General features: G+C 39.8%; 16 protein-coding genes. 5 read left to right on the top strand and 11 right to left on the bottom strand.

What is annotated here, in order from left to right; translation table 11 throughout:
- Nucleotides 1-5: 5 nt before the first annotated feature.
- The 8 genes from AAH582_RS09990 to AAH582_RS09955 all read right to left on the bottom strand — a co-directional run bounded on the left by AAH582_RS09990 (nucleotide 6) and on the right by AAH582_RS09955 (nucleotide 11,606).
- A complete protein-coding gene (locus tag AAH582_RS09990) occupies nucleotides 6-2,129 on the bottom strand; it encodes a DUF4838 domain-containing protein (protein ID WP_343322008.1) in 2,124 nt (707 codons plus the stop codon).
- Complete coding sequence (locus AAH582_RS09985) at nucleotides 2,116-4,935, bottom strand: tetratricopeptide repeat protein (RefSeq protein WP_343322007.1); 2,820 nt, start codon at nucleotides 4,933-4,935, stop codon at nucleotides 2,116-2,118. The genes AAH582_RS09990 and AAH582_RS09985 overlap by 14 nt, the downstream gene beginning before the upstream one ends.
- Before the next feature lie 11 nt (nucleotides 4,936-4,946).
- Nucleotides 4,947-6,362, bottom strand: a complete 1,416-nt coding sequence (locus AAH582_RS09980; RefSeq protein WP_046675950.1) for a glycosyltransferase family 2 protein — start codon at nucleotides 6,360-6,362, stop codon at nucleotides 4,947-4,949.
- A 12-nt stretch (nucleotides 6,363-6,374) separates the two neighbouring features.
- Nucleotides 6,375-7,547, bottom strand: a complete 1,173-nt coding sequence (locus AAH582_RS09975; RefSeq protein ID WP_046675949.1) for a HEAT repeat domain-containing protein — start codon at nucleotides 7,545-7,547, stop codon at nucleotides 6,375-6,377.
- A 732-nt stretch (nucleotides 7,548-8,279) separates the two neighbouring features.
- Complete coding sequence (locus AAH582_RS09970; RefSeq protein WP_343322006.1) at nucleotides 8,280-9,266, bottom strand: helix-turn-helix domain-containing protein; 987 nt, start codon at nucleotides 9,264-9,266, stop codon at nucleotides 8,280-8,282.
- Nucleotides 9,267-9,610: 344 nt separating this feature from the next.
- The gene (locus AAH582_RS09965) at nucleotides 9,611-10,576 is read right to left on the bottom strand and encodes a hypothetical protein (RefSeq protein ID WP_343322005.1); all 966 of its coding nucleotides are present in this window, start codon (nucleotides 10,574-10,576) and stop codon (nucleotides 9,611-9,613) included.
- Between the two features lie 152 nt (nucleotides 10,577-10,728).
- Nucleotides 10,729-11,184, bottom strand: a complete 456-nt coding sequence (locus AAH582_RS09960) for a hypothetical protein (protein ID WP_343322004.1) — start codon at nucleotides 11,182-11,184, stop codon at nucleotides 10,729-10,731.
- Nucleotides 11,181-11,606 (bottom strand): cation diffusion facilitator family transporter, encoded by a 426-nt coding sequence (locus AAH582_RS09955; protein WP_343322003.1) that lies wholly within the window; start codon nucleotides 11,604-11,606, stop codon nucleotides 11,181-11,183. The genes AAH582_RS09960 and AAH582_RS09955 overlap by 4 nt, the downstream gene beginning before the upstream one ends.
- A 154-nt stretch (nucleotides 11,607-11,760) precedes the next feature.
- On the opposite strand from AAH582_RS09955, the gene AAH582_RS09950 reads away from it, so the two are divergent.
- On the top strand, nucleotides 11,761-13,623 hold the full coding sequence (locus AAH582_RS09950) for a PAS domain S-box protein (RefSeq protein ID WP_343322002.1): 1,863 nt from the start codon (nucleotides 11,761-11,763) through the stop codon (nucleotides 13,621-13,623).
- Between the two features lie 58 nt (nucleotides 13,624-13,681).
- Here AAH582_RS09950 and AAH582_RS09945 read toward each other — a convergent pair whose 3' ends face one another.
- Together AAH582_RS09945 and AAH582_RS09940 are read right to left on the bottom strand one after the other, a co-directional pair.
- Nucleotides 13,682-14,482, bottom strand: coding sequence for an inorganic diphosphatase (locus AAH582_RS09945; protein ID WP_343322001.1), 801 nt, complete (start codon nucleotides 14,480-14,482; stop codon nucleotides 13,682-13,684).
- A 123-nt stretch (nucleotides 14,483-14,605) separates the two neighbouring features.
- A complete protein-coding gene (locus AAH582_RS09940; protein WP_156167736.1) occupies nucleotides 14,606-15,028 on the bottom strand; it encodes a hypothetical protein in 423 nt (140 codons plus the stop codon).
- 293 nt (nucleotides 15,029-15,321) lie between these two features.
- On the opposite strand from AAH582_RS09940, the gene AAH582_RS09935 reads away from it, so the two are divergent.
- The 4 genes from AAH582_RS09935 to AAH582_RS09920 all read left to right on the top strand — a co-directional run bounded on the left by AAH582_RS09935 (nucleotide 15,322) and on the right by AAH582_RS09920 (nucleotide 18,431).
- Nucleotides 15,322-15,825, top strand: coding sequence for a DinB family protein (locus AAH582_RS09935; RefSeq protein WP_343322000.1), 504 nt, complete (start codon nucleotides 15,322-15,324; stop codon nucleotides 15,823-15,825).
- 82 nt (nucleotides 15,826-15,907) lie between these two features.
- The gene (locus AAH582_RS09930) at nucleotides 15,908-16,507 is read left to right on the top strand and encodes a DUF4142 domain-containing protein (RefSeq protein WP_343321999.1); all 600 of its coding nucleotides are present in this window, start codon (nucleotides 15,908-15,910) and stop codon (nucleotides 16,505-16,507) included.
- A 229-nt stretch (nucleotides 16,508-16,736) separates the two neighbouring features.
- Nucleotides 16,737-17,606 (top strand): alpha/beta fold hydrolase, encoded by an 870-nt coding sequence (locus AAH582_RS09925; RefSeq protein ID WP_343321998.1) that lies wholly within the window; start codon nucleotides 16,737-16,739, stop codon nucleotides 17,604-17,606.
- A 225-nt stretch (nucleotides 17,607-17,831) separates the two neighbouring features.
- Nucleotides 17,832-18,431 (top strand): DNA-3-methyladenine glycosylase, encoded by a 600-nt coding sequence (locus AAH582_RS09920; RefSeq protein ID WP_343321997.1) that lies wholly within the window; start codon nucleotides 17,832-17,834, stop codon nucleotides 18,429-18,431.
- Nucleotides 18,432-18,445: 14 nt separating this feature from the next.
- Here AAH582_RS09920 and AAH582_RS09915 read toward each other — a convergent pair whose 3' ends face one another.
- On the bottom strand, nucleotides 18,446-18,904 hold the full coding sequence (locus AAH582_RS09915) for a hypothetical protein (RefSeq protein WP_046675940.1): 459 nt from the start codon (nucleotides 18,902-18,904) through the stop codon (nucleotides 18,446-18,448).
- Nucleotides 18,905-19,515 lie beyond the last annotated feature (611 nt).

The raw sequence follows: 19,515 nt of genomic DNA, 5'->3' as shown, positions 1-19,515 counted from the left end.
AAACACTAAAATAACTGTATCTCATCGCAGGCAATAACCGAATTTCTGATTGTTCTATTTTTGTAGATTTTAATATATAGTTTTTCATTTTCATTGATCCTTAAATCCTTATTTAATATCATTAATCCATTTTCCTTGTCAAGATCGCTTGTGCTGATCCGATCAACAAAACGATCATTTACAAATATTTCTATCGCCTCTGGTGGTAACATTCGATGACGCTCGTTCAGAAGGAAGCGAATACTCAAATGCTGCGTCTGTTTAAAAGGACGAAAAAAAATCTTGTCGATGACAATGTCAGCTGAGCACTGAAACCATCCCTGGTTAAAATCCGACCGGAAGCCAAGTACATTGTCGAATAGGAAATGACTGTTTTCGTGTTCCCCGTCAGCCGATAAAACGCTTAACCCGGCTATTTTATTTATTTTATGAGGTCTCTCCAACTGATCTCGCCATTCATGGCAGTATATGCTCAGCTGCCCCTCTTCTTCCTTGTAGATGGACACACCTCCTTTTCCCTGATTTTTTTCCAGACCTAATAACGCTTCATTAATTGTATTCGCGATGACAAGTTCTTCATCTTTTATTTTCATAAATCCACCGGCCCTAAACCCTTGCTGATAGCAAATCTGCAATGAAGTATAATTCATCGCGGTTATCAGCTTAGCTAGACGTAATTTTTCTACTCCATTTGTCTGTGGCTCCAGACGCTTTATATCCTTGAATAGTTCCAGGAATTTTTCTGAATCAAAATAATTTCTCTTAGCCGTATAAAAACCTGTGTATATGTCAGCAGCGCTGTTTTCCTTTTCGGCTCTTCTTTCCAATTGTAGATAATAAGATGTTAGCAAGCTGGCAGTGACGGGATAAAATCTTTTGAAATAGTTGGTCACCAGCTTCTCTACCGATAGCTGCATATCAATCATCAATGCACTTAACACATAGGTTTTTACATCGTCGAAACTCGAGTAGTCATAACCACTCCCATTCATGAAAATTCCTTGACAACCCAATGATTGAAAAAATCGGAGGTGCGATTTCGTTCTGGATAAGACGGGATATGGGGTAAGGTAGTCATCAAAATTACTTACGTAGTCCCAAAGAAATAGTTGGTGTGATTGTTTCCGCCAATCATTTACCAGACTTGAAAATGCCTGCACATGTGCGTCATTGAGGTCAAGGTCCCCCTGCGTGGGCAGGTCAATCGTACTGATAAAAACGCCGACGTTCTTATTTGTTTGTGTCGAAGGGGCATTTTTTGTAGTCCGATAAGCCATCGTAAAAAAATGATGCGACGGATAGCGTGTTGCCAACCTGTTTAAAAGAGCAACAACTCCAGCAGTTGCCTCGCCAGGTTTATTGCCCAGCTTACGACATTTTGAACAGCTACATACCAGATCATTGTCATTGGGAGCGATCATAAACCATTTGGATTCGCTCACGCCATAATGATCGCTAATAAAGCGCTCCAGGGCTTGAAACATGGTGTTTGAAGAAAAACAATATTGCTGTCTGTTCCGTTTCCCATCGACAAGTGCATAGGCATCGGAAGGCAAATCCTGCGGAAGCACCTTATATAAATTATGTCCCCAGATTCCCCACTCGCGCTCAATACTATGCGTATTCAATATGCCAAGATTATTTTCATCTAGGTTCGGCAAAAAATGTGGCTCTCGGTAACGAAAAGCAAAGGAACCGGTCCTATCCTCAAAATCTATATATGCTGGCGGTAAGTCGGCAACCTCCAGTGGCTGAAATTTGCTGATATGATCGATTAGCATATAACTTAGCCATCTTAATACAGACCTATCTTTTCCGAAAATAGCAAGGCTATGGACTCCGTTTTTTATTTCAAAATCATGATCCATTTCAGGCACTACTTCCAGATAGATCCTTTCGCCATGATAATTGGACAAATTTTCATCTGAACGTATTAAATTCAAGCTTTTGGCTGCACCTGCACGACCGCTCATATGTTGGTAAAGGTAATCTGCCGCCACAGTGCTCTCTTCGTCTCCGTTGGATGTTATCAAAAACTCATCACGCGAAAAGTCTACACCTTTATCCTTACAAGATAGGTAAAGCGGACATAATAGCAAAACGGATAAAAAGAGTTTAAAATGAGACATGAAGCTGAACATAAAGGTTATACAAGTTTTTGTAATTGCTTCCATTGACAGTGCCTGCAGCTTGGAAATTATACCAAGTACCCATCATGCTTGCACTTACATTTTTCGAAAACGACCTGCCCACACCCGCACCGACCATCGCATTAAAAACATTGAAACTATTATATAGCTGATTGTTCAATAGGTCGGCATCCGGCGCGCTACCTATACTTCCAGTCGCTATAAGATAGTTTTTTCGGTTGTTCATAAAATACTGCGCCTTTGCAAGCACACTATATAGGTAAATACGCTCCCCTTCGCTGTCCAGCAAGTAGTTGTTCCATTTAGCTCCCAGACGAAAATCAGCAATTTCTTTCGTCAAGCCCACATTAAGGTTGAAAAGGTGCTGTCCAGTAAAAAATCTTCTATAACCAAGACCAACCTCTGCTTCCCAAGTAGGTTTCCACTCGTAAAGCCCTGCTGCATCAACAGCGATCTTTGCAAAATATTTGTTGGCAAGGGCAGCGTCAATTCGTGTTGAGAATTTAGTAGTCCAGGGTCTGCTCCACTCCACCTGCGCTTGTACCCCTTTACCTTCCTCCCTGCCTGTATAGTGTAAACGTCCCACATAGGAAGAACCATCCGCTAGCAAGCGTCCATATTCGAAAGAGGAAATTGAGGATATTCTATTATCATCACCAAATCTTGCACGTAAATGCGAAATGGCAATATAATTTTCAAAAGTTTTCTGCGCTAAATAATTGAGATGTGCTTTGAAATCATCCAATTCAAGGAGCGACGGTTCGTAGAACTTCTGATAGTAATACGCGGAATCAAAGTTTCGAAGACCTTCGAAAGCGAGACCTTTTAAATGCTTAAGATCTTTGTTGTCTTTACACAGTAATCCTTTGTCAATAACGGATAGCGCGGCCTGGTGATTCTTTTCATTGAGCAGCTGCTTAGCATACACCTGCGTTGTGCTAACAAACGTATTAACCAATGGTTCATGGTAAGGGCGTTTTTCCACCTGTTCATGAAGCATCTTCCAAGAATGAGGAATTTGTTCGGGCTGTTGGTTTAGTGCCTCCGCCAATTTAATTTTGAACTTAGGATCATCGTATTGTTTTTCGGCACGTTGTGCATACAGAAGCATCGCTTCCTGATCCTTTAACATAAAGCTGATATTGATCATATTGAGCAGTGCTTCTTGATTGGTGGGGTCAATAATAAGCCATCCTTTGACCAGTCGCTGCGCTTCAGGAAGCTTATAATCCTCACGCATACTTCTGACTATTGGTGAAATCATTTCGCTGTAACCACCGATATAACGTTGGCGATCTTCGGGCAATGACTTTGTTAGCACCTGCTCATAGGTCTCCAGCGCAAGCTTATATGCGCCCTGTTTCATGTAAATCTCAGATTTCTTTAACAGTAGATCTAGGTTATCCGGCTCAGCAGATAGCAAATCATTCAAGCTCAAAAGTGCTTCGCCGTAGCGTCCCGATGTCATGTAAGCGCCGTAAAGCCCACGTTTTGCAATACGTATAGATTCTGGGTCGCCATAGCGTATTGCTTCCTGCCAGTCCAGGATTGCCTCTGCCACATTACTCTCCAACACATTGTTCTTGGCCTCCTGAAGGCTGATTCCAACAACTGACTCTCTGAGTTCCGTATCTCCGGGATATTTAGTAAAGAGATATTTGGTCAACGCGGTTACCCTGGACTGATTTCCCATTCTTTTGTGAACCATAAGTTCTAGCATATCGATTCGTTTGCTACCGCCCACATGCACCTTGTGCTTCTTCAGCACTGCAAGTGCTTCGTCGTATTGTGATTTCGCTAGAAGGTCGTTGAACACATAATTAAAAGCTTCCTTGTTTTTTGGTGCTTCCTCAAAAATTTTTCCGTAAAGTGTTGCTGGTTCATTATTTTTAGCACTCCGTGCCGTTTCCTTTAGGAAATAGCGATATTGTTTCTGCAGCATAGGGATATTTCCGGCTCCACCTTTGATGCGGGCATTGAGGAGCGATAGAATCTCAGGATAACGTTGATCGTGCTCAAGGATAGCGATTTTCTTCTGAAACAGCGCATCACTTGCAGGAAATTGATGTAACGCTCGTTCAGTATAAACCAGGGCATTGGCATAATCTCCAACCTTAATGTAGCTGTCGATTAAAGGCATATAGTTCCAGTATTGAAGTGGACGCTCATCAATCATTTTCTTAGTCGCTTCAATAGATTGATCCATCTTCCCTTCCTTTTTTACCTGCAGAAGCCGCTGTTCGACCAGATAAGCCTGATCTTTTTTTAGCTGGCTATCCTCCGGATAGATTTGGGAAATCCGCTTGAGCAAGCGGTCTGCCTCCACATGATTACCCAGGTGACGGTAGAGCTCAATTTTCTTACGCCAAAGCCCTTTCCAATAGGGATTAACCTCCAACAATTCATTGACGTAGCAAATTGCACTTGAATATCGACCGGTCTCTGTTTCAACAGCTACCAACATATGCTTAGACTCGACATTTGCGGGCGCCGATTTGAGGGATTTGACAAGCTCATATCTTGCTCGGCTATAGTCCTTGCGGTGAATATAATATTTCCCCACAAGCATACGCATATCTGAATCCTCCGGATTTTTTTCGAGAATAGCATCTGCGATCTTCTTTCCCGTATCCCATTTCCCCTGTTTATATAATTCGTTTATTTCGTAGGCCTTTTCATTTCTATCAATTGTGGTCGATGCCCGCTGCCCGTAAGCAACCGGAGTGAAATAAATTGATGCTGAAAGAGCTAAAAGTAACTTCGTTTTATGGATATTTTTAAACATTATTAATTCATTTAAGCATTTTTTGTCTGAGAAAACCCCTTACGAGTCATATTTCCCCATTTGATATCTTTCCGTGTTAAATATTGTATATAGCCCCGCAAGGTGAAAATGATGACAAACGGGTGATATAATATCGGTTCAAATGCTGAGAATAATACCAGCTTGAGATATTCCCAAAAGTTCCGGTAAAGTTTTCCCAAAACCAGATCGTAGGAAACTGTGATAACAGATACTGAAAATCCAATAAGGTAGGCATACAGCAGCATCATCCAGAATGTATCGAAGTTGATCTGGTGGGTAATCAGCAGAAAAATCATGAATAGAAGACCTGTAAATTCGATAATAGGAGCTAGGAATTCGAACATGATCATATAGGGTAATACAACAAAGCCTAAGCGTCCATAATCCTTATTGAAAATCATTTTCCGGTGATCGACAAGAAACTGAAACAGGCCTCTTCCCCAACGGCTTCTTTGACGGTTCAATATGCTTAAATTTGGCGGTCCCTCAGTCCAACACAAACTGTAAGGACATTGAGCGATCCTATATTCACGATTATTTTCAAGCATATAGGCAGAAATCCGCGTAGTGATATCCATGTCTTCGGCATGCGAAGAAGAGTCAAAACCACCTACTGCAATAATCACTTTAGAATCAAATAGGCCAAATCCTCCAGAAACATTTGGAACAGCATTGATCATATCCCATCCCATTTTTCCTACCAGATAAGATCTTAAATATTCTGTTTCCTGAAATAAAGGAATCAAACTTTTCGGAGGTCTTACCCGTGTGATCTCGCCATTTTCGATCCGGCAGCCATTTGCCATACGCATGGTGGCCCCCACGGCTATGACCTGTTTTTCTGAATCCAAAATAGGGAGGACGATTTTACTGAGGCTGTCTTTAGCAAGAATACAATCAACATCGGTATTGATAAAGTAATCGTTCTGAACCACATTGATCCCGGCATTGATAGCATCCGCTTTTGTTCCGCCATTTTCTTTATCCAACACGATCAGCCGGCTATATGCTGGATTTTTTGACCGAAACACGCGTTTAATAGGTTTACAATTCACTTTATAAACCAGATAATACGGAACTTCTTCCAGCTCAAATTCCGTTAAAAGGATATCCAAGGTTTTGTCTCTGCTACCGTCATTCACGACGACAACTTCAAAGTTGGGGTAATCGAGATTCAACAGCGAATTGACACTATCCAAGATGATGACCTCTTCATTAAACGCAGGTGCGACAATAGAGACTCCTGGCGCCTTATCGGGAAACTCCAGCAAATAGTTCTCTTCCCGCTTCGTGTATCGATAGCGATAACGGAGGGTATTATAATAGCTCATTACCATAAGTACAACATAGGAAATACCCAATGTCGTGGCATAGAAATAAATGAGATAGGTAAAAAAATAGACCATCTTAAATAAATTTTAAACTGATATAACTAATCTTTCTGCAAACACTTGATTTAACAGTAATTTCTCCTTTTCACGCGACTGCAAAATCGCCTCCTCCTGAAGATGGAGAAGTAAAATTTCCCCTTCTTTTCCCTGTGCCTTGATGGAACGGGCGATTAACATTTTTAAATGATCATCGTCAGAAAAGCAATAGGTATCGGTTAAAAACGGGATGACTTTCTTGGATTTCAATTTGCCCATTGCTTTCACAATTGCCTCACGTACAATAGACGATTCAAGGGAAAATCGGTTGATAAGCTCTGAAATACCATCATTGTATTCAAGCTTCCCCAAGGTCAAAACAATTTGTGCGCGGATATCTCTATTTTCCTGCGTTTCCAACATTTCAAGAAGAGCAGGACAAGCTTCTTTTTGCTCAAAAAACTCTATTTCCTGTATAATGAACTGGATATAGTTAACATTTCTGGAATTATTAATCCAACGGAGAAGATTTGGAAGCTTAATTTCCCGCGAACGTTTCAACAATGTAGCATGAAGGCGCAATTTATCCAATTGTGTAAATGCTTCATCGAAATTCTCCTCCATAAAACGAAAGGGATTATAATTTTCCTGACTTGCATATAAATCTCGTGCGGTCTTTCGTAGATCTTTGTCTTTATGAAACATGGATTTGGAAAGAATGCCGCTGTTCACACCAATGTTGAACTCACCCACAACCTGTAAAGCCTCCCTACGTTTGGACAATCCAGGTGTACGCATACGCTTTTCCCAAAAACCCATGAGTCTGAGTGCTTCTAAACAATTTTTGTAATTAAGCTCATTTAGCCGACCGCTTTTGAATGACTCATTTTTTACGTGGAGAACGATATCGGTCAATGCATCCGTTCTCCATTTTTTTGATCTCGAAACATCGTAGTGTAACAGTTCTCGGATTTCATCCACATCATAGTTATTCTTTGCTGTCATAACAAAAGCCAACTTTTCATCGAAATGCTCACGAATTTTCCTCCGCTGTTTTTCCGTCCTGTTAATGCGATAGCCGATATAGAGTAATCGGACAATACCGAACAAGACAAGGCCCAATAGCCCCAATACCATGGCTGCGGTAATCCTTACGACCAATGGGTAACCATTGTACAAAGCTCCTATGTAGCTTAAATAATAGAGGTAGTAATCATAATACATTTTTTGTGTTATTTAAATTTTTAATAGATAATTATTGCTTGTCCTACAGCACAAAAACATCGTGATTGGAACGCTGATACAAAATTGATTATCCACAAAACAAAAAATGTCTCACTTTCAAATAGGTCGATTTTCCATAAAAACAAAGACAAAGCATTAAACAAAAAAACAAAACACAAAAACCACAATATCAATACATTAACTACCAAAATCAGCTTACAAAAAATAAGCAGATTTTCAGTGAAACTAAAATCTTAAATGGTAGAAGATTTCAGATTGGTTGAAAAAGAGACAATCTGAAAAAGACAAAATTTGATCCATGAGAAGAATCTCGACTGATAGCCAGCATATTTCCCATTCACATCGGATGAGACGGATCGTCGTTAGGCTTTTGTAGCTTTCGTTTCAATCCAAACGGTAAGGGACAGCATTGAAAACGGTTCACTTCGCGATCCTTTCAAATACAGCACAATTTTCCCTGAATACATATGGTTAAAGGATAAGGGTAATATAAAGTCTGATACTTGAAATTGCCTACAACCGAAATGACAAAGCCGTCATCTTCAAAGCGGTCGAACAAATAACGACGACATGAAATCCGATAAATTTTAAGAATATTATAAGGGGGTAAAATGGGACCGCTTTACCGGGTGCTCATGGGGACAGCAGTTATACCGAAAAAGCATAATCCTAGCGGCTAGATGCAACTCAAAGTAAAAAGAAAATAGATGGCTAGGAAGCAGTTTTGCAGAACTGTAGGGGTGTACAGCCAAATTCGGCCTGAAAACTTCTGTAGAATGAAGCTCGTGAATTGAATCCGCAGACAAAACTCAAATGATCAACTGTCGTTTGAAGTTCAGTATTTTTCAACTGTTTTGCTGCATAATTCACGCGAAGGTGGTTAATAAAGGCATTAAATCCTCTGCCGAACTCCTTTTTAAGGAACGGAGATATATTGTTCAGCGGTATTCCAAGCTGATGACTGAACTTCTCCTTATTAAGTTCGGTATCCAAATAAGCTTTGGTATGGATAAACTGTTCGAGCTGTCGACGATAAAGCTGTTCCCGTTTATCCAACGATGTTACATTCGAGTCAATATTTTCTATTTTACACAATAATGCATCGCTTACTGCGATGGTTAATGTGAGTTCTTCTGAATTTGTTCCCTCATATTGTCGCAGATAAGTGAAATAAAATATAAACAAAGACGAAAGGAACGTTAAAAAAAATGAAAGCACAAATATCTCATGGATAATGACATTTCTATAGTGACCGATCATAATCAGAATTTCTACAATGAGTAGAAATATAAATACGATAGGAAAATAAACTTTAATCCCATATCTTTTCATCAGCCTAAATAGATCTACACCCGTTTCCTGCTGATTTTTTAACCCCACATACGTCAGATAACTGGAAAAATGCACGAATGACATTAAGTGAACCAACAAGATGTCGTCAACATCAAATCCATCTAAGATCCACCATTTCAATTTTACAATACCAAACAACAATAAGCTACCGACAAATGGTATAAAGTGGAAAATAAACTGCCAACCTATATTTTTGGACTTTAAGCTACTTACCAACAATAAAATAGCGGGCCCAAACAGTAGCCCAAAGGGTAAGCAAAGGACCAAATAGACCTCGTCCGCTGACCAAATCTTTAAACCACAAATTAAAATTTGATGACATGCGGTAATTAGCAAGAAAATCATCAGGAATTTGTTGCATAACATCTGTCTTTTCGAACAATTCAAAAAGAGGAGATAGCCTGCGCAAAATAGCGTTATTATGGTTAGGGTCGTAACAAACATATCTTTTAGCGATCTTCTGAATTCCCTCCCTTTCATGGCGATCAGGCTGGAATTAGAATTGATGGCTAAAATAGAAAAATCAGTCAGTTAAACTTATCAAATATCCTAGACTTGTTTTTTCTGTAGCTATTCAACTACATCGCAACATCGAACATCAAATTTGACCAATAACTATCTTATCACGACCAAGTTTCAATTAATAATAAGATATTTCCTTAATAAATATGGAATTTCACCTGAAACCGCTATTGTTCCATAAATGTCGTATAATTATGGACAGCAATTGGCGCTTGGGTTTGCACATTAATTTCCCGCAATGCATTAATTATGGCTGATTTGCTATTCCAGATACGACCTATCTCATCAGCATCGAGTCCGATTTGAATGTTTGCTTTAAAATTATTCCTTTCCCAATTGGTACGCTGAACGATGGTTGGTATTGATGCTAATTCATAAGCCATAATGGTGAATCCGTTGATGTAGTTCATTGTATCGTTAAACCAATTGTATTTTTCGATTTCTGATGCCCAGCCGATAGCACTCATTTCATCAAACCAAGTTGGAATATCAGCCATTATTTCATCCTTTTCCATCCCATAATGTAGTAAGGTTAGCCTAAGATCTCGGTAGGTATCTTTCAATAAATACAAAAGTTCACGCTTCCTATGTATAGATGCTGCACTCCATTCTTTTAGCTGATGTGGCTCAAGATCCAAATGCAAACCTTGAAGTTTTGCATCTACATCGACGGAAAGATTAAATTTAACGTAATATTCCAGAATATAATCTATCATCATTTGACGATTTTCAGGATATATCCACTGTTCATTTCCGATTAGATAAATAGATTTTATGCCCAGTTGTTTAAGTTTTCTGTTCCATTTGGCAAGATTTTCTTTCTGTATCGGGTGTGCAGGAATTTTCGAATATCCGCCATATACCCGAGTAACTTTATTTTGAATATAGCTGTCAATGGTTTCCCTCATCCTGGCGTCATCCATAATCACATTGTTGATACCATAAGGACGTCTTTCAGAGCCCCAATGCCATATGCTAAGCTCCGGAACTTTGTTTTCCGGGGCCGGTCCCGGGCTAGTCCCATTCTTTCCCTCCTCTCCAGTACCTAAATTATCCTGTGATAAATCATTTTTTCCACAGGATATAATTGCAAAACTAATGAAAGCTATTCCTAAAATTCTATACCCATTCATTGATCGATAATTGAAACGTTTTCCATTCCCTCCTTTGGTAAACTTTCCGAAGTTTATAAAAATTTTTCACTTTACCTATAGCCTACAGTAAAATCACAACAGGCCGTTACGCCCCTTAGCGCGGAATTTTACAGGAATTGAATGAATAGAATTTATTCTGGTTGGATAATGACATAATGGATAAATTGAAATTCGGTTTTAATGCGTGTACGGATGCGGGCAATTGCTTCGGTAATATCTTCTGTATCAAGATCATCCTTAAAATCAATGATAAGCATCAGTATAACGTCTTCAGGAGACTGATAGGTAGACAGCAAGCTCCGACTTTCCCTGGCGAGAATAAACGAAACAAAAACCAACAGCACCCCAACAATTACAGAAGCTAATCCATCCAATTCGGGAATCTGCAGGGAATGGCTTAGCGACATGAGGATCATGACAATCAATAGTCCCGTCACTGCTGCTCCATCCTCAAAAACAACAAGAAAACTGGAGGGGTCTTTGCTTTTAATGATCGCATCCCACCAGCCAACCCCCTTTCGGGCTTTGTTGAATGCTTTTACAGCAATAATAAAAGAAGTACCCTCAAAAATAAGCGAGAGAATCAAGACGATATATTCCAGAAAGGATCTTTCATCAATTCGGGCTCCCGTATATGCATCAATCCCTGATAGATGGACAGCGCTCCACCCAAACCGAATATGAGAATAGAAAACACAAAGGACCAAAAATAAAGCTCTTTTCCATAACCAAAGGGATGAGACTGGTCGGGCGCCTTTTTACTACGTTTCAATCCATATAATATCAACAGCTGATTAGCCGTATCAACTGTGGAATGAATTCCTTCAGAAATCATAGAAGAACTGTTGGTAAAAGATGCGGCGATAAATTTGGTCAGCGCTATCAGTAGATTGACAGCAAGGGCATTATAAATTGATGTTTTATTATTGTCTAGGATATAATAGCCTCTATTTTTTGCTGTCCGCCATAAAATATTATACTTAAAATTATTCGATATTATTATTTTCAAACTGCCGTCACCCAATTTTTGTTTGCTTTAAATAGCTTCAAACATGGTTTAGTGCGATTTTTGTTATTTATCATTAAGATGACCCGTACATTTACCTTTTTTAAAGTAGTTTTATATCCATATAATTGTCTTTATAACACCATACGACATCTTTATGAACAGCTCCGAACAAATAGAACAATTACGAATTGAAAATCTCGAGCTCAACAACCGGATTACTGAACTAACTGACTTTATCGACAGTGCATCATTAGCACTACATTGGGTTAACCGGGAAGGGGTTATTATTTGGGCCAATCAAGCTGAACTTGACCTTCTTGGTTATCGTAAGGAAGAATATATTGGTTTCCCCATTGCAGACTTTCACACAGATCAGGATACCATTTCGATAATCCTACACATGCTTTTGAATAATCAACGTGTGGAGGATTATCCAGCAAGTCTGAGGTGCAAAAATGGAGATATAAAGCATGTTGTTATAAATTCCAGTGCTTTGATGAAGGACGACGAATTTGTCCATTCGATGTGTTTTACCAAAGATGTTACGGAAGCCGTACTTGCAGAAAAAAGAAGAGATAAACTCACAGCAATCCTGCAGGAGAAGGAAGAGCGACTTCGCCTTGCCATCGCCTCTACCGGACTTGGGACCTGGGATTGGGACGCTGCGAAAGGAATAGTTCAACTTTCCCCACAGGCTCAAGAAATTTTGGAACTTTCTGCCCCAATCCAAAAGAAAGAAGCGATGATAACGCTCATCCATCCGGCCGATCAATCCGCTATTTTCCAGCAAATGAAAGGGCTGAGCGAAAATAAAATGGACGGCCATTTTGAGTTTACCTGCCGCATTATAAGACCTATCACACATGGGATTGCCTTTGTAAAAATCACGGGATCGGCTTTCTTTAGCGGCAGCAAAGAATCGCGCAGGATTATCGGAGCGCTTATGGATGTGACAGATCAGAAAAAAGCGACAGAAAAAAGTGCCGAACTCGCAGCCATTGTTAACTCATCCTACGATGCGATTATCGGAAAGACACTAGACGGTATTATAACCAGCTGGAACGACGCTGCGACGAATCTTTTTGGTTATTCAAACGCGGAAATGATCGGTCAGTCCATCCTAAAATTAATTCCACGAGATAGGCATTCTGAAGAAGATTATATCCTGGGGCGAATGCGCATGGGGCATTCCATCAAGCATTTTGAAACTGTTCGGCAGACAAAATCAGGCAAATTGGTCGATTTGTCGCTGACGATATCCCCCATAAAAAACAATCTCGGCGAGATCATTGGTGTATCAAAAATTGCACGGGATATCACCGAAAAAAAGCAGGAAGAGAAGCGAAAAAATACGTTTATATCCGTAGCAAGCCACGAACTCAAAACACCGCTCACCACAGTCTTGATGAGTGCGCAGATGATGCAACAGCATGCAACTATATTTGGTGAAAAAAGTGCCCAGATAGGAACTAAGATCGAATCCCAAGTAAAAAAAATGATGCTCATGATTGCGGATTTTCTAAGTATAACGGAGGTAGACGAAGGTAAATTGCAACTTCACCAAACCACTTTTCAGCTTGACAAATTAATGCGGGACTGTATTAATGATCTGGAAACGAATCGGCACAGCATTGAACTGCGTTGCGATCCTACCGTTCATATTTTAGCTGACTGGCCCAAAATGGATCAGGTTTTTGCCAACTTACTTAACAATGCCATAAAATACTCTCCCCACGGCGGAACGATTATTATTGGCACGCAGATAATAGGCGAAAAAGTACGTATATATGTTCAGGATGAAGGGATTGGGATCGAGCCCAAACATCAAAAGAATATTTTTAAATCATTCTATCGGGTGGATAACCTAAATACTTCTAACATATCTGGATTTGGCATCGGCCTATATTTGGTCGCAGAAATCCTGCGAAAACATGGTTCACAGATACACGTTCAAAGCGCCAAGGATAAGGGATCTATTTTCTATTTTGATTTCCCGTTCACCTACGCTTCAAACTAAATAAATCTATAAGCCTACTGGTCTACATTCCAGCAGATCTACAGTATTAATATAGCGACTAGAGCAGCCCGACCTCACTTTGCCTAATAACTAACTCTTTTTGGGCAAATTGTAATTCGAGTTTTTTCTTGAATTGTTTCCAGTAGGCATGGTCGATTTCAGCAACCATGATTTCATAAACCACATTCTCGTCTTTAATTGGCTGTTTTTTAGGATCGACCCATATACCAATGGCAGGGGCACGCGTATAAGCTGTTATCCCACCAAAGTCTTTAATGAGCTGCTTACTAATATCCTGAAATAGTTGAGCGGAGAAGGGTGTTCCCGACGCATCGTAGAGTGGAAGAAAAAGTTCAATTTTTTTGATGGGCTGGCTGTTACTTTTTGCTTTTTCTATCGCCTTACATGCATCTTTAGCACTTAGAATTTCCAAAGGCTGGAAATTTTTGCCTTCCTGTTTATTATAATTTATGAAGAACTGTTGCAGTTCATCGAGCACGGTTTCAGGCAATTGGGCGACACGATGAATGTGACCAAAGACGGCTGAAGCCTCTGGCACAACCAAAAACCGGTCATTTTCGACAGTGTCGCCATCTTTATCCTGCTGTATCGCCTTTATTGCACCAATGATTCTGCATTTCAATATACAGCCAGGAAACGTCCCTTGTTCCGAAATAACGATAATATCCAAGGGGTCACCATCCTCTCCTACCGTGCCCGGGATAAAACCGAAATCATAGGGGAAAACCGAACCCAAAGGAAGGTATTTTGCTAGAACAAATCCGCCACATTTTGGCTCATAGTTGTATTTGGCATTTGAATTTTTAGGTGTTTCAACCGTGCAGAATATGTATTTCATCGTCATTTCTAAAATGGGTTTCGGCTCAATATCGATTTATTAAAACTAATGAGTTTTATAGTTGAACAGCAGCATCTACAATTTCGTTTACGATTTTATAACAAATTTAAAGCGCCTTGGTCTTTACACCTTTGTCTTTTTGATAACTTGCTCTACCCTTTCCAAACGCTTTCTCCAGGCCATGACTTGCGGTTCTTCATATCTTGGGAGGCCACCCTCCTGCATTAATCCCAGTACTTTGGCCAAACGCTGACTTAAGTCCGCTGTCCCACCGTTCAGCTTCTTCCATTTGCGCTGATCTTTCAACAGATCATTTTCATAGGCGGCGAGCGCCTTCTTTATCGTACTTAGCTCTTTCTTGTACATTTTCTGCCTATGATATACAATCATGAGCCGATTATATGCAGCGGTATGCAGCTTATCCTTTGCGATAACTGTATGATAGTTTTTGACAGCATCCTCCAGTTTGCCTTCGGATTCTAATAATTTAGCCTGTTTCATTAATTCGTTGATAGACAGACGTGCTGTGGATCTTTGATCAGCCATTTCAATTCGATTGTTCGAGACCATAAAACGCGGGTATGAGCCCGGATCATAAAGCGATTGCCTTTCCTAAGGAATCTCGATAGAAGGACAAGATTCAGCAAATAATAGTTTGTCAACTGATTACATCTTCCCTAGAACCTTTTCACACCGCAACTATTCCAGCGTTGCTAGCTGAAATTCTTCAGTACAATGTTAGCATTTTAAACGAATGCACAATTGGTTAAAACTAATTCCTGTATAGTTTGGTTTACTTTCTAAAATCTCAAACTTAATCATTTTAAAACTAAGTCATTATGAGCACTATTCTGATAAAAGATATCATTCAGCAATTAAAGGATGTGGAGCACGCCGATCTATGGATCGATGAAAATTTTGAAAAAAAATTAGCTACGGCGACCGAATCATCTGTTTATGAGCGTCCTATCCCAGAAATGCACAGTGTAGCGGAACTGATGTCGCATCTCATTGAATGGCGTAAGGAGGTTCTGAGCCGTTTGAGGGGAAATCCACGGGGACTCGAAATGAACGAAGCTAGGAATTGGCGAACGAATGACGAACTGAAGACAACAGGTTGGAAAAAGCTGTTGGAAGATTTCTGGGATAGTCAGCGACAAGTTATTCACTTTCTCAACGGCAAAGACGATTCCTTCCTCGAACAACCCTATAAACATGCGAATCCTGATTTCCCGCATAATCTCAAATACCTCCTGACAGGCCTTATCCATCACGATTTTTACCATCTGGGTCAGCTGGGTATCACCATTAAATTTTTGAAGCTAAAAGAGGTGTTAATGTAATATGAAATAGTTGTGTTGGTCATTTTTTTGAAACGATACTGTTTTGACCACTGTTTATCTAGAAATCAAAACTCATAAGATCATGAAAAGAATATTTTTGACCCTAGCAATTGCATTTTCTATTGTTGCTGTCCAAAGTTGCAGCAATGCAAATAACGACAGCAAAAAAACAGCCGACAGTATCAACGAAACAAAAGCACCAAAAAACATAGACGATAATAATACGGCAACGACGCCTGTTGCAGTCAGTGAAGACGATGCAAAATTCGTTACTGAAGCAGCGAACGGTGGCATGGCTGAGGTAGAACTTGGAAAACTGGCAAAGGAAAAAGGCCAGCATCTAGATGTAAAAGCCTTCGGCGAAATGATGGTTAAAGATCATTCCAAAGCAAATGATGAACTTGCCACGCTTGCACAAGCAAAAAATATCACGCTACCAGCCACCTTGGGTACAGATGAGCAAAATTTGAAGGATGAATTGTCCAAAAAGTCGCCCGGAGACTTCGATAAATCGTATATCGAAGATATGGTTAAAGACCATGAAAAGGATATCAAGCTGTTTGAGGACGCTAGTAAAAACCTTAAAGATACCGAGCTGAAAGCGTTTGTAGATAAAACTCTACCAACACTTAGAAACCACTTAGATCATGCTAAAAGTGTAAAAGATAAGTTGAAAGAATAGCAAAACACAGGGGCTGGTGTAGGATATTGGTTCCTGTCTTTCTTAATTACACCTCAACTGCCCCGACGATACGAAATCCTCCCCTCGGTATTATCGCGCTCCGATCTTTTTTTAACGAACTGTCTGCTTGCGTTTCTGACGCAATCGCCCCTATATTTGTCGTATTTCCACAGTATCTTCCTGGGAAATCGTAATGATATTTGTCATGTACATTTTAAATAAATTCGTTATGAACACACGTATCAAAACCAATACTATTTTTAAATCATTACTTTATATCATTATGATGATTACTGTTATGCAATCTTATGCCCAAATTAAACCCTCGGCTCAAGGTTTAGTACACCTTAAGGACAGCAAGGTATATTATGAAGTTTATGGTACTGGAAAACCGATTGTATTATTACACGGCGCTTTTATGACCATCAGCACCAACTGGAGTCAGCTCATACCCGAACTGTCAAAAAACAGGAAAGTCATCGCCATTGAGTTGCAGGGCCATGGCCATTCACCCTATTCTGATAGAAAATTTGACCACGCCATACTTGCAGCTGATGTTGCCAAAGTGATGGATTATCTGAAAATTGAACATGCTGCAGTGCTTGGCTACAGCTTTGGAGGGGCAGTAGCTTACCAATTTGCCATTCAGTATCCGAAGCGCTTAGATGAATTAGTCATTATTTCTGCTACCTATAAAAGTAAGGGATGGATGCCGGAAATTAACAAAGCCTTCCAGAACATGAAACCAGCATTATTTGAAAATAGTCCGATGCAGCAAGCCTATGAAACCGTTGCTCCCGACAAAACAAAGTGGACAAAATTTTTGGAACAGATGATCTCATTGGCACAGCAACCATATGATCTGGGAGACGCAAATATTGCCAAAATATCTTCACCTGTACTCTTGATTGCTGGAGACAACGACGGTCTAGACAAGATCGAGCTGGTAAAAACATATCAATTATTGGGCGGTGCAGTAGTTGGTGACTTTGGACAAATGCCGAAATCCCAATTAGCCATTATCCCAGGACAGGGCCATGTCAGTCTGATGAGCCAGACAAGTGTCATTTTAGGTTTCCTGAATAGCTTTTTAAAATAATCTACACAACAGATACTGTACTTATTGTTTCTCAAACTGCGCCGTCTTACCAATAACATCTGCTAAGGAAACACGAAAATTAAGATAAACAGGTTTTTCATCTGCTTCGGAATATAAGCCTTGAAATCATTTGATTGGCTAATGAATAGTGAATCAAATGATTTTCCCTATATTTAATCACCGTCATGCGACGAACATAATCGTTGACAGTTTGAAGGATAAAGAATGGTTAAACTACCTCAATCTTATTATACTAATACAAATACCATCTTCCTGGCGGAAGATCTGTTAGGAAAAGTTCTCTATACGCAAAAAGATGGCCTGGTAACAGCGGGTAGAATTGTCGAAACCGAAGCTTACTTTGGCATTATGGATAAAGCATCCCATGCATTTAACGGAAAGAGAACATCGAGAACCGAGCCGATGTACAAGGACGGTGGCGTCGCCTATGTATACCTCTGTTATGGTATTCACCATCTGTTGAATATTGTGACTTCTGTAGCAGACGATCCCCAATGCGTTCTAATTAGAGGGATTGAACCGTTGGTTGGCATTGACGTAATGGCATTGCGGAGACCCGTGCGGCCCGAAAAACCCTCCTTCTCCAACGGACCGGGATCTACGGCTAAAGCTTTGGGAATTGACGCTTCATTTAATGGCGTATTATTGACCGGTGATAGCATATGGGTTGAAGATCAGGGAATAAAATACAGTTCAGCACAAATCGGAAAAGCAGCACGAATCGGTATCGCTTATGCTCAGGAGCACGCAGTCCTACCCCTGCGTTTTTTTGTAAAGGACAGTAGATACGCCAGGAAGGGATAACATAATAATGCGGTTTATTGCTGAACTTTCGGGCCAGCCTGCTGTTTTTTGATTATTTTCCGGAATAGGATAAATTCTAAGATGGTGCTGGCTAGATAAATAATGGAGAACAGAAGCAGCATTTTTAACGGGTCAAGAACCATATGATATTTATAAAATCCAACCAAAATATAAATGATCAGTAAGACCAGGCACACAGCCGGTATTCCCGAAAATGTCAAAAACGATAATGCTTTATTACGGCGAATTTTTTCGATATGATTTAGAAAAAATAGTAAGGAACATAAAGTCACCGCGAAAAGATATATTGTTGAAAAACCCAAATTGACAATAATATCCAGAATAACGATGATTGTCTCCAGAAATCCCGTAGCAGCCGTATCCGTCTCTGCGATAACAAGTCGGTACAGTATAAATAGCGCGAAACTTATCAATACATTAACCAACCAAAATCTGAATATAATTTTTCCCATATTACTTCGTATTTTATAATTGCTGTTGCTGATTTCTTGGTTTTATGAATAATATAACCGAGATAACGTTTTGTTTATGCATTGATAACTCCTTCAAGTACGCTTACAAAGATATCAAGTTATTTTCTGGCACTGATACACGAATATAAAGTCAATCTCGGCGAATAGTAATTATTATGCCTTCCAATAAGCCTAACAGCAGATAAAAACGGTGCCAAAATCCCCCCGTCTATTATTCACTTTTAACGAACATCTTGCTAAAATTCAGAGCTTAAAACTAGCCTATTTTTGGAGGCTGTACAGATCAAGCACGGACATAGCACTGTTCAGGTACAAGAGGTGAGTCGCTTACATTCGAGGTCAATAGAGGTAATTTCACAAGCCTTTCCTGCAAATCGCATTTGCAACTAAAATTAGTATATTGCGCTGCAATATGGTGTAAATTTTAAATTATCCGAATCTATTGACTAAATACCCTAAAGCAATTAAATTCAAATATTCACGGCGCAAATACCAATTACGGGTACTTCGAAAATTATTGGAGTATCTTAAAGATGGTCATTTACATGTGGTAGCACCTCCCGGATCCGGTAAGATGGCCTTGGGGCTTG

The sequence above is a fragment of the Sphingobacterium multivorum genome (assembly GCF_039511225.1).
Lineage (GTDB): Bacteria > Bacteroidota > Bacteroidia > Sphingobacteriales > Sphingobacteriaceae > Sphingobacterium.
This window is presented reverse-complemented; position numbering and strand designations above follow the sequence as displayed.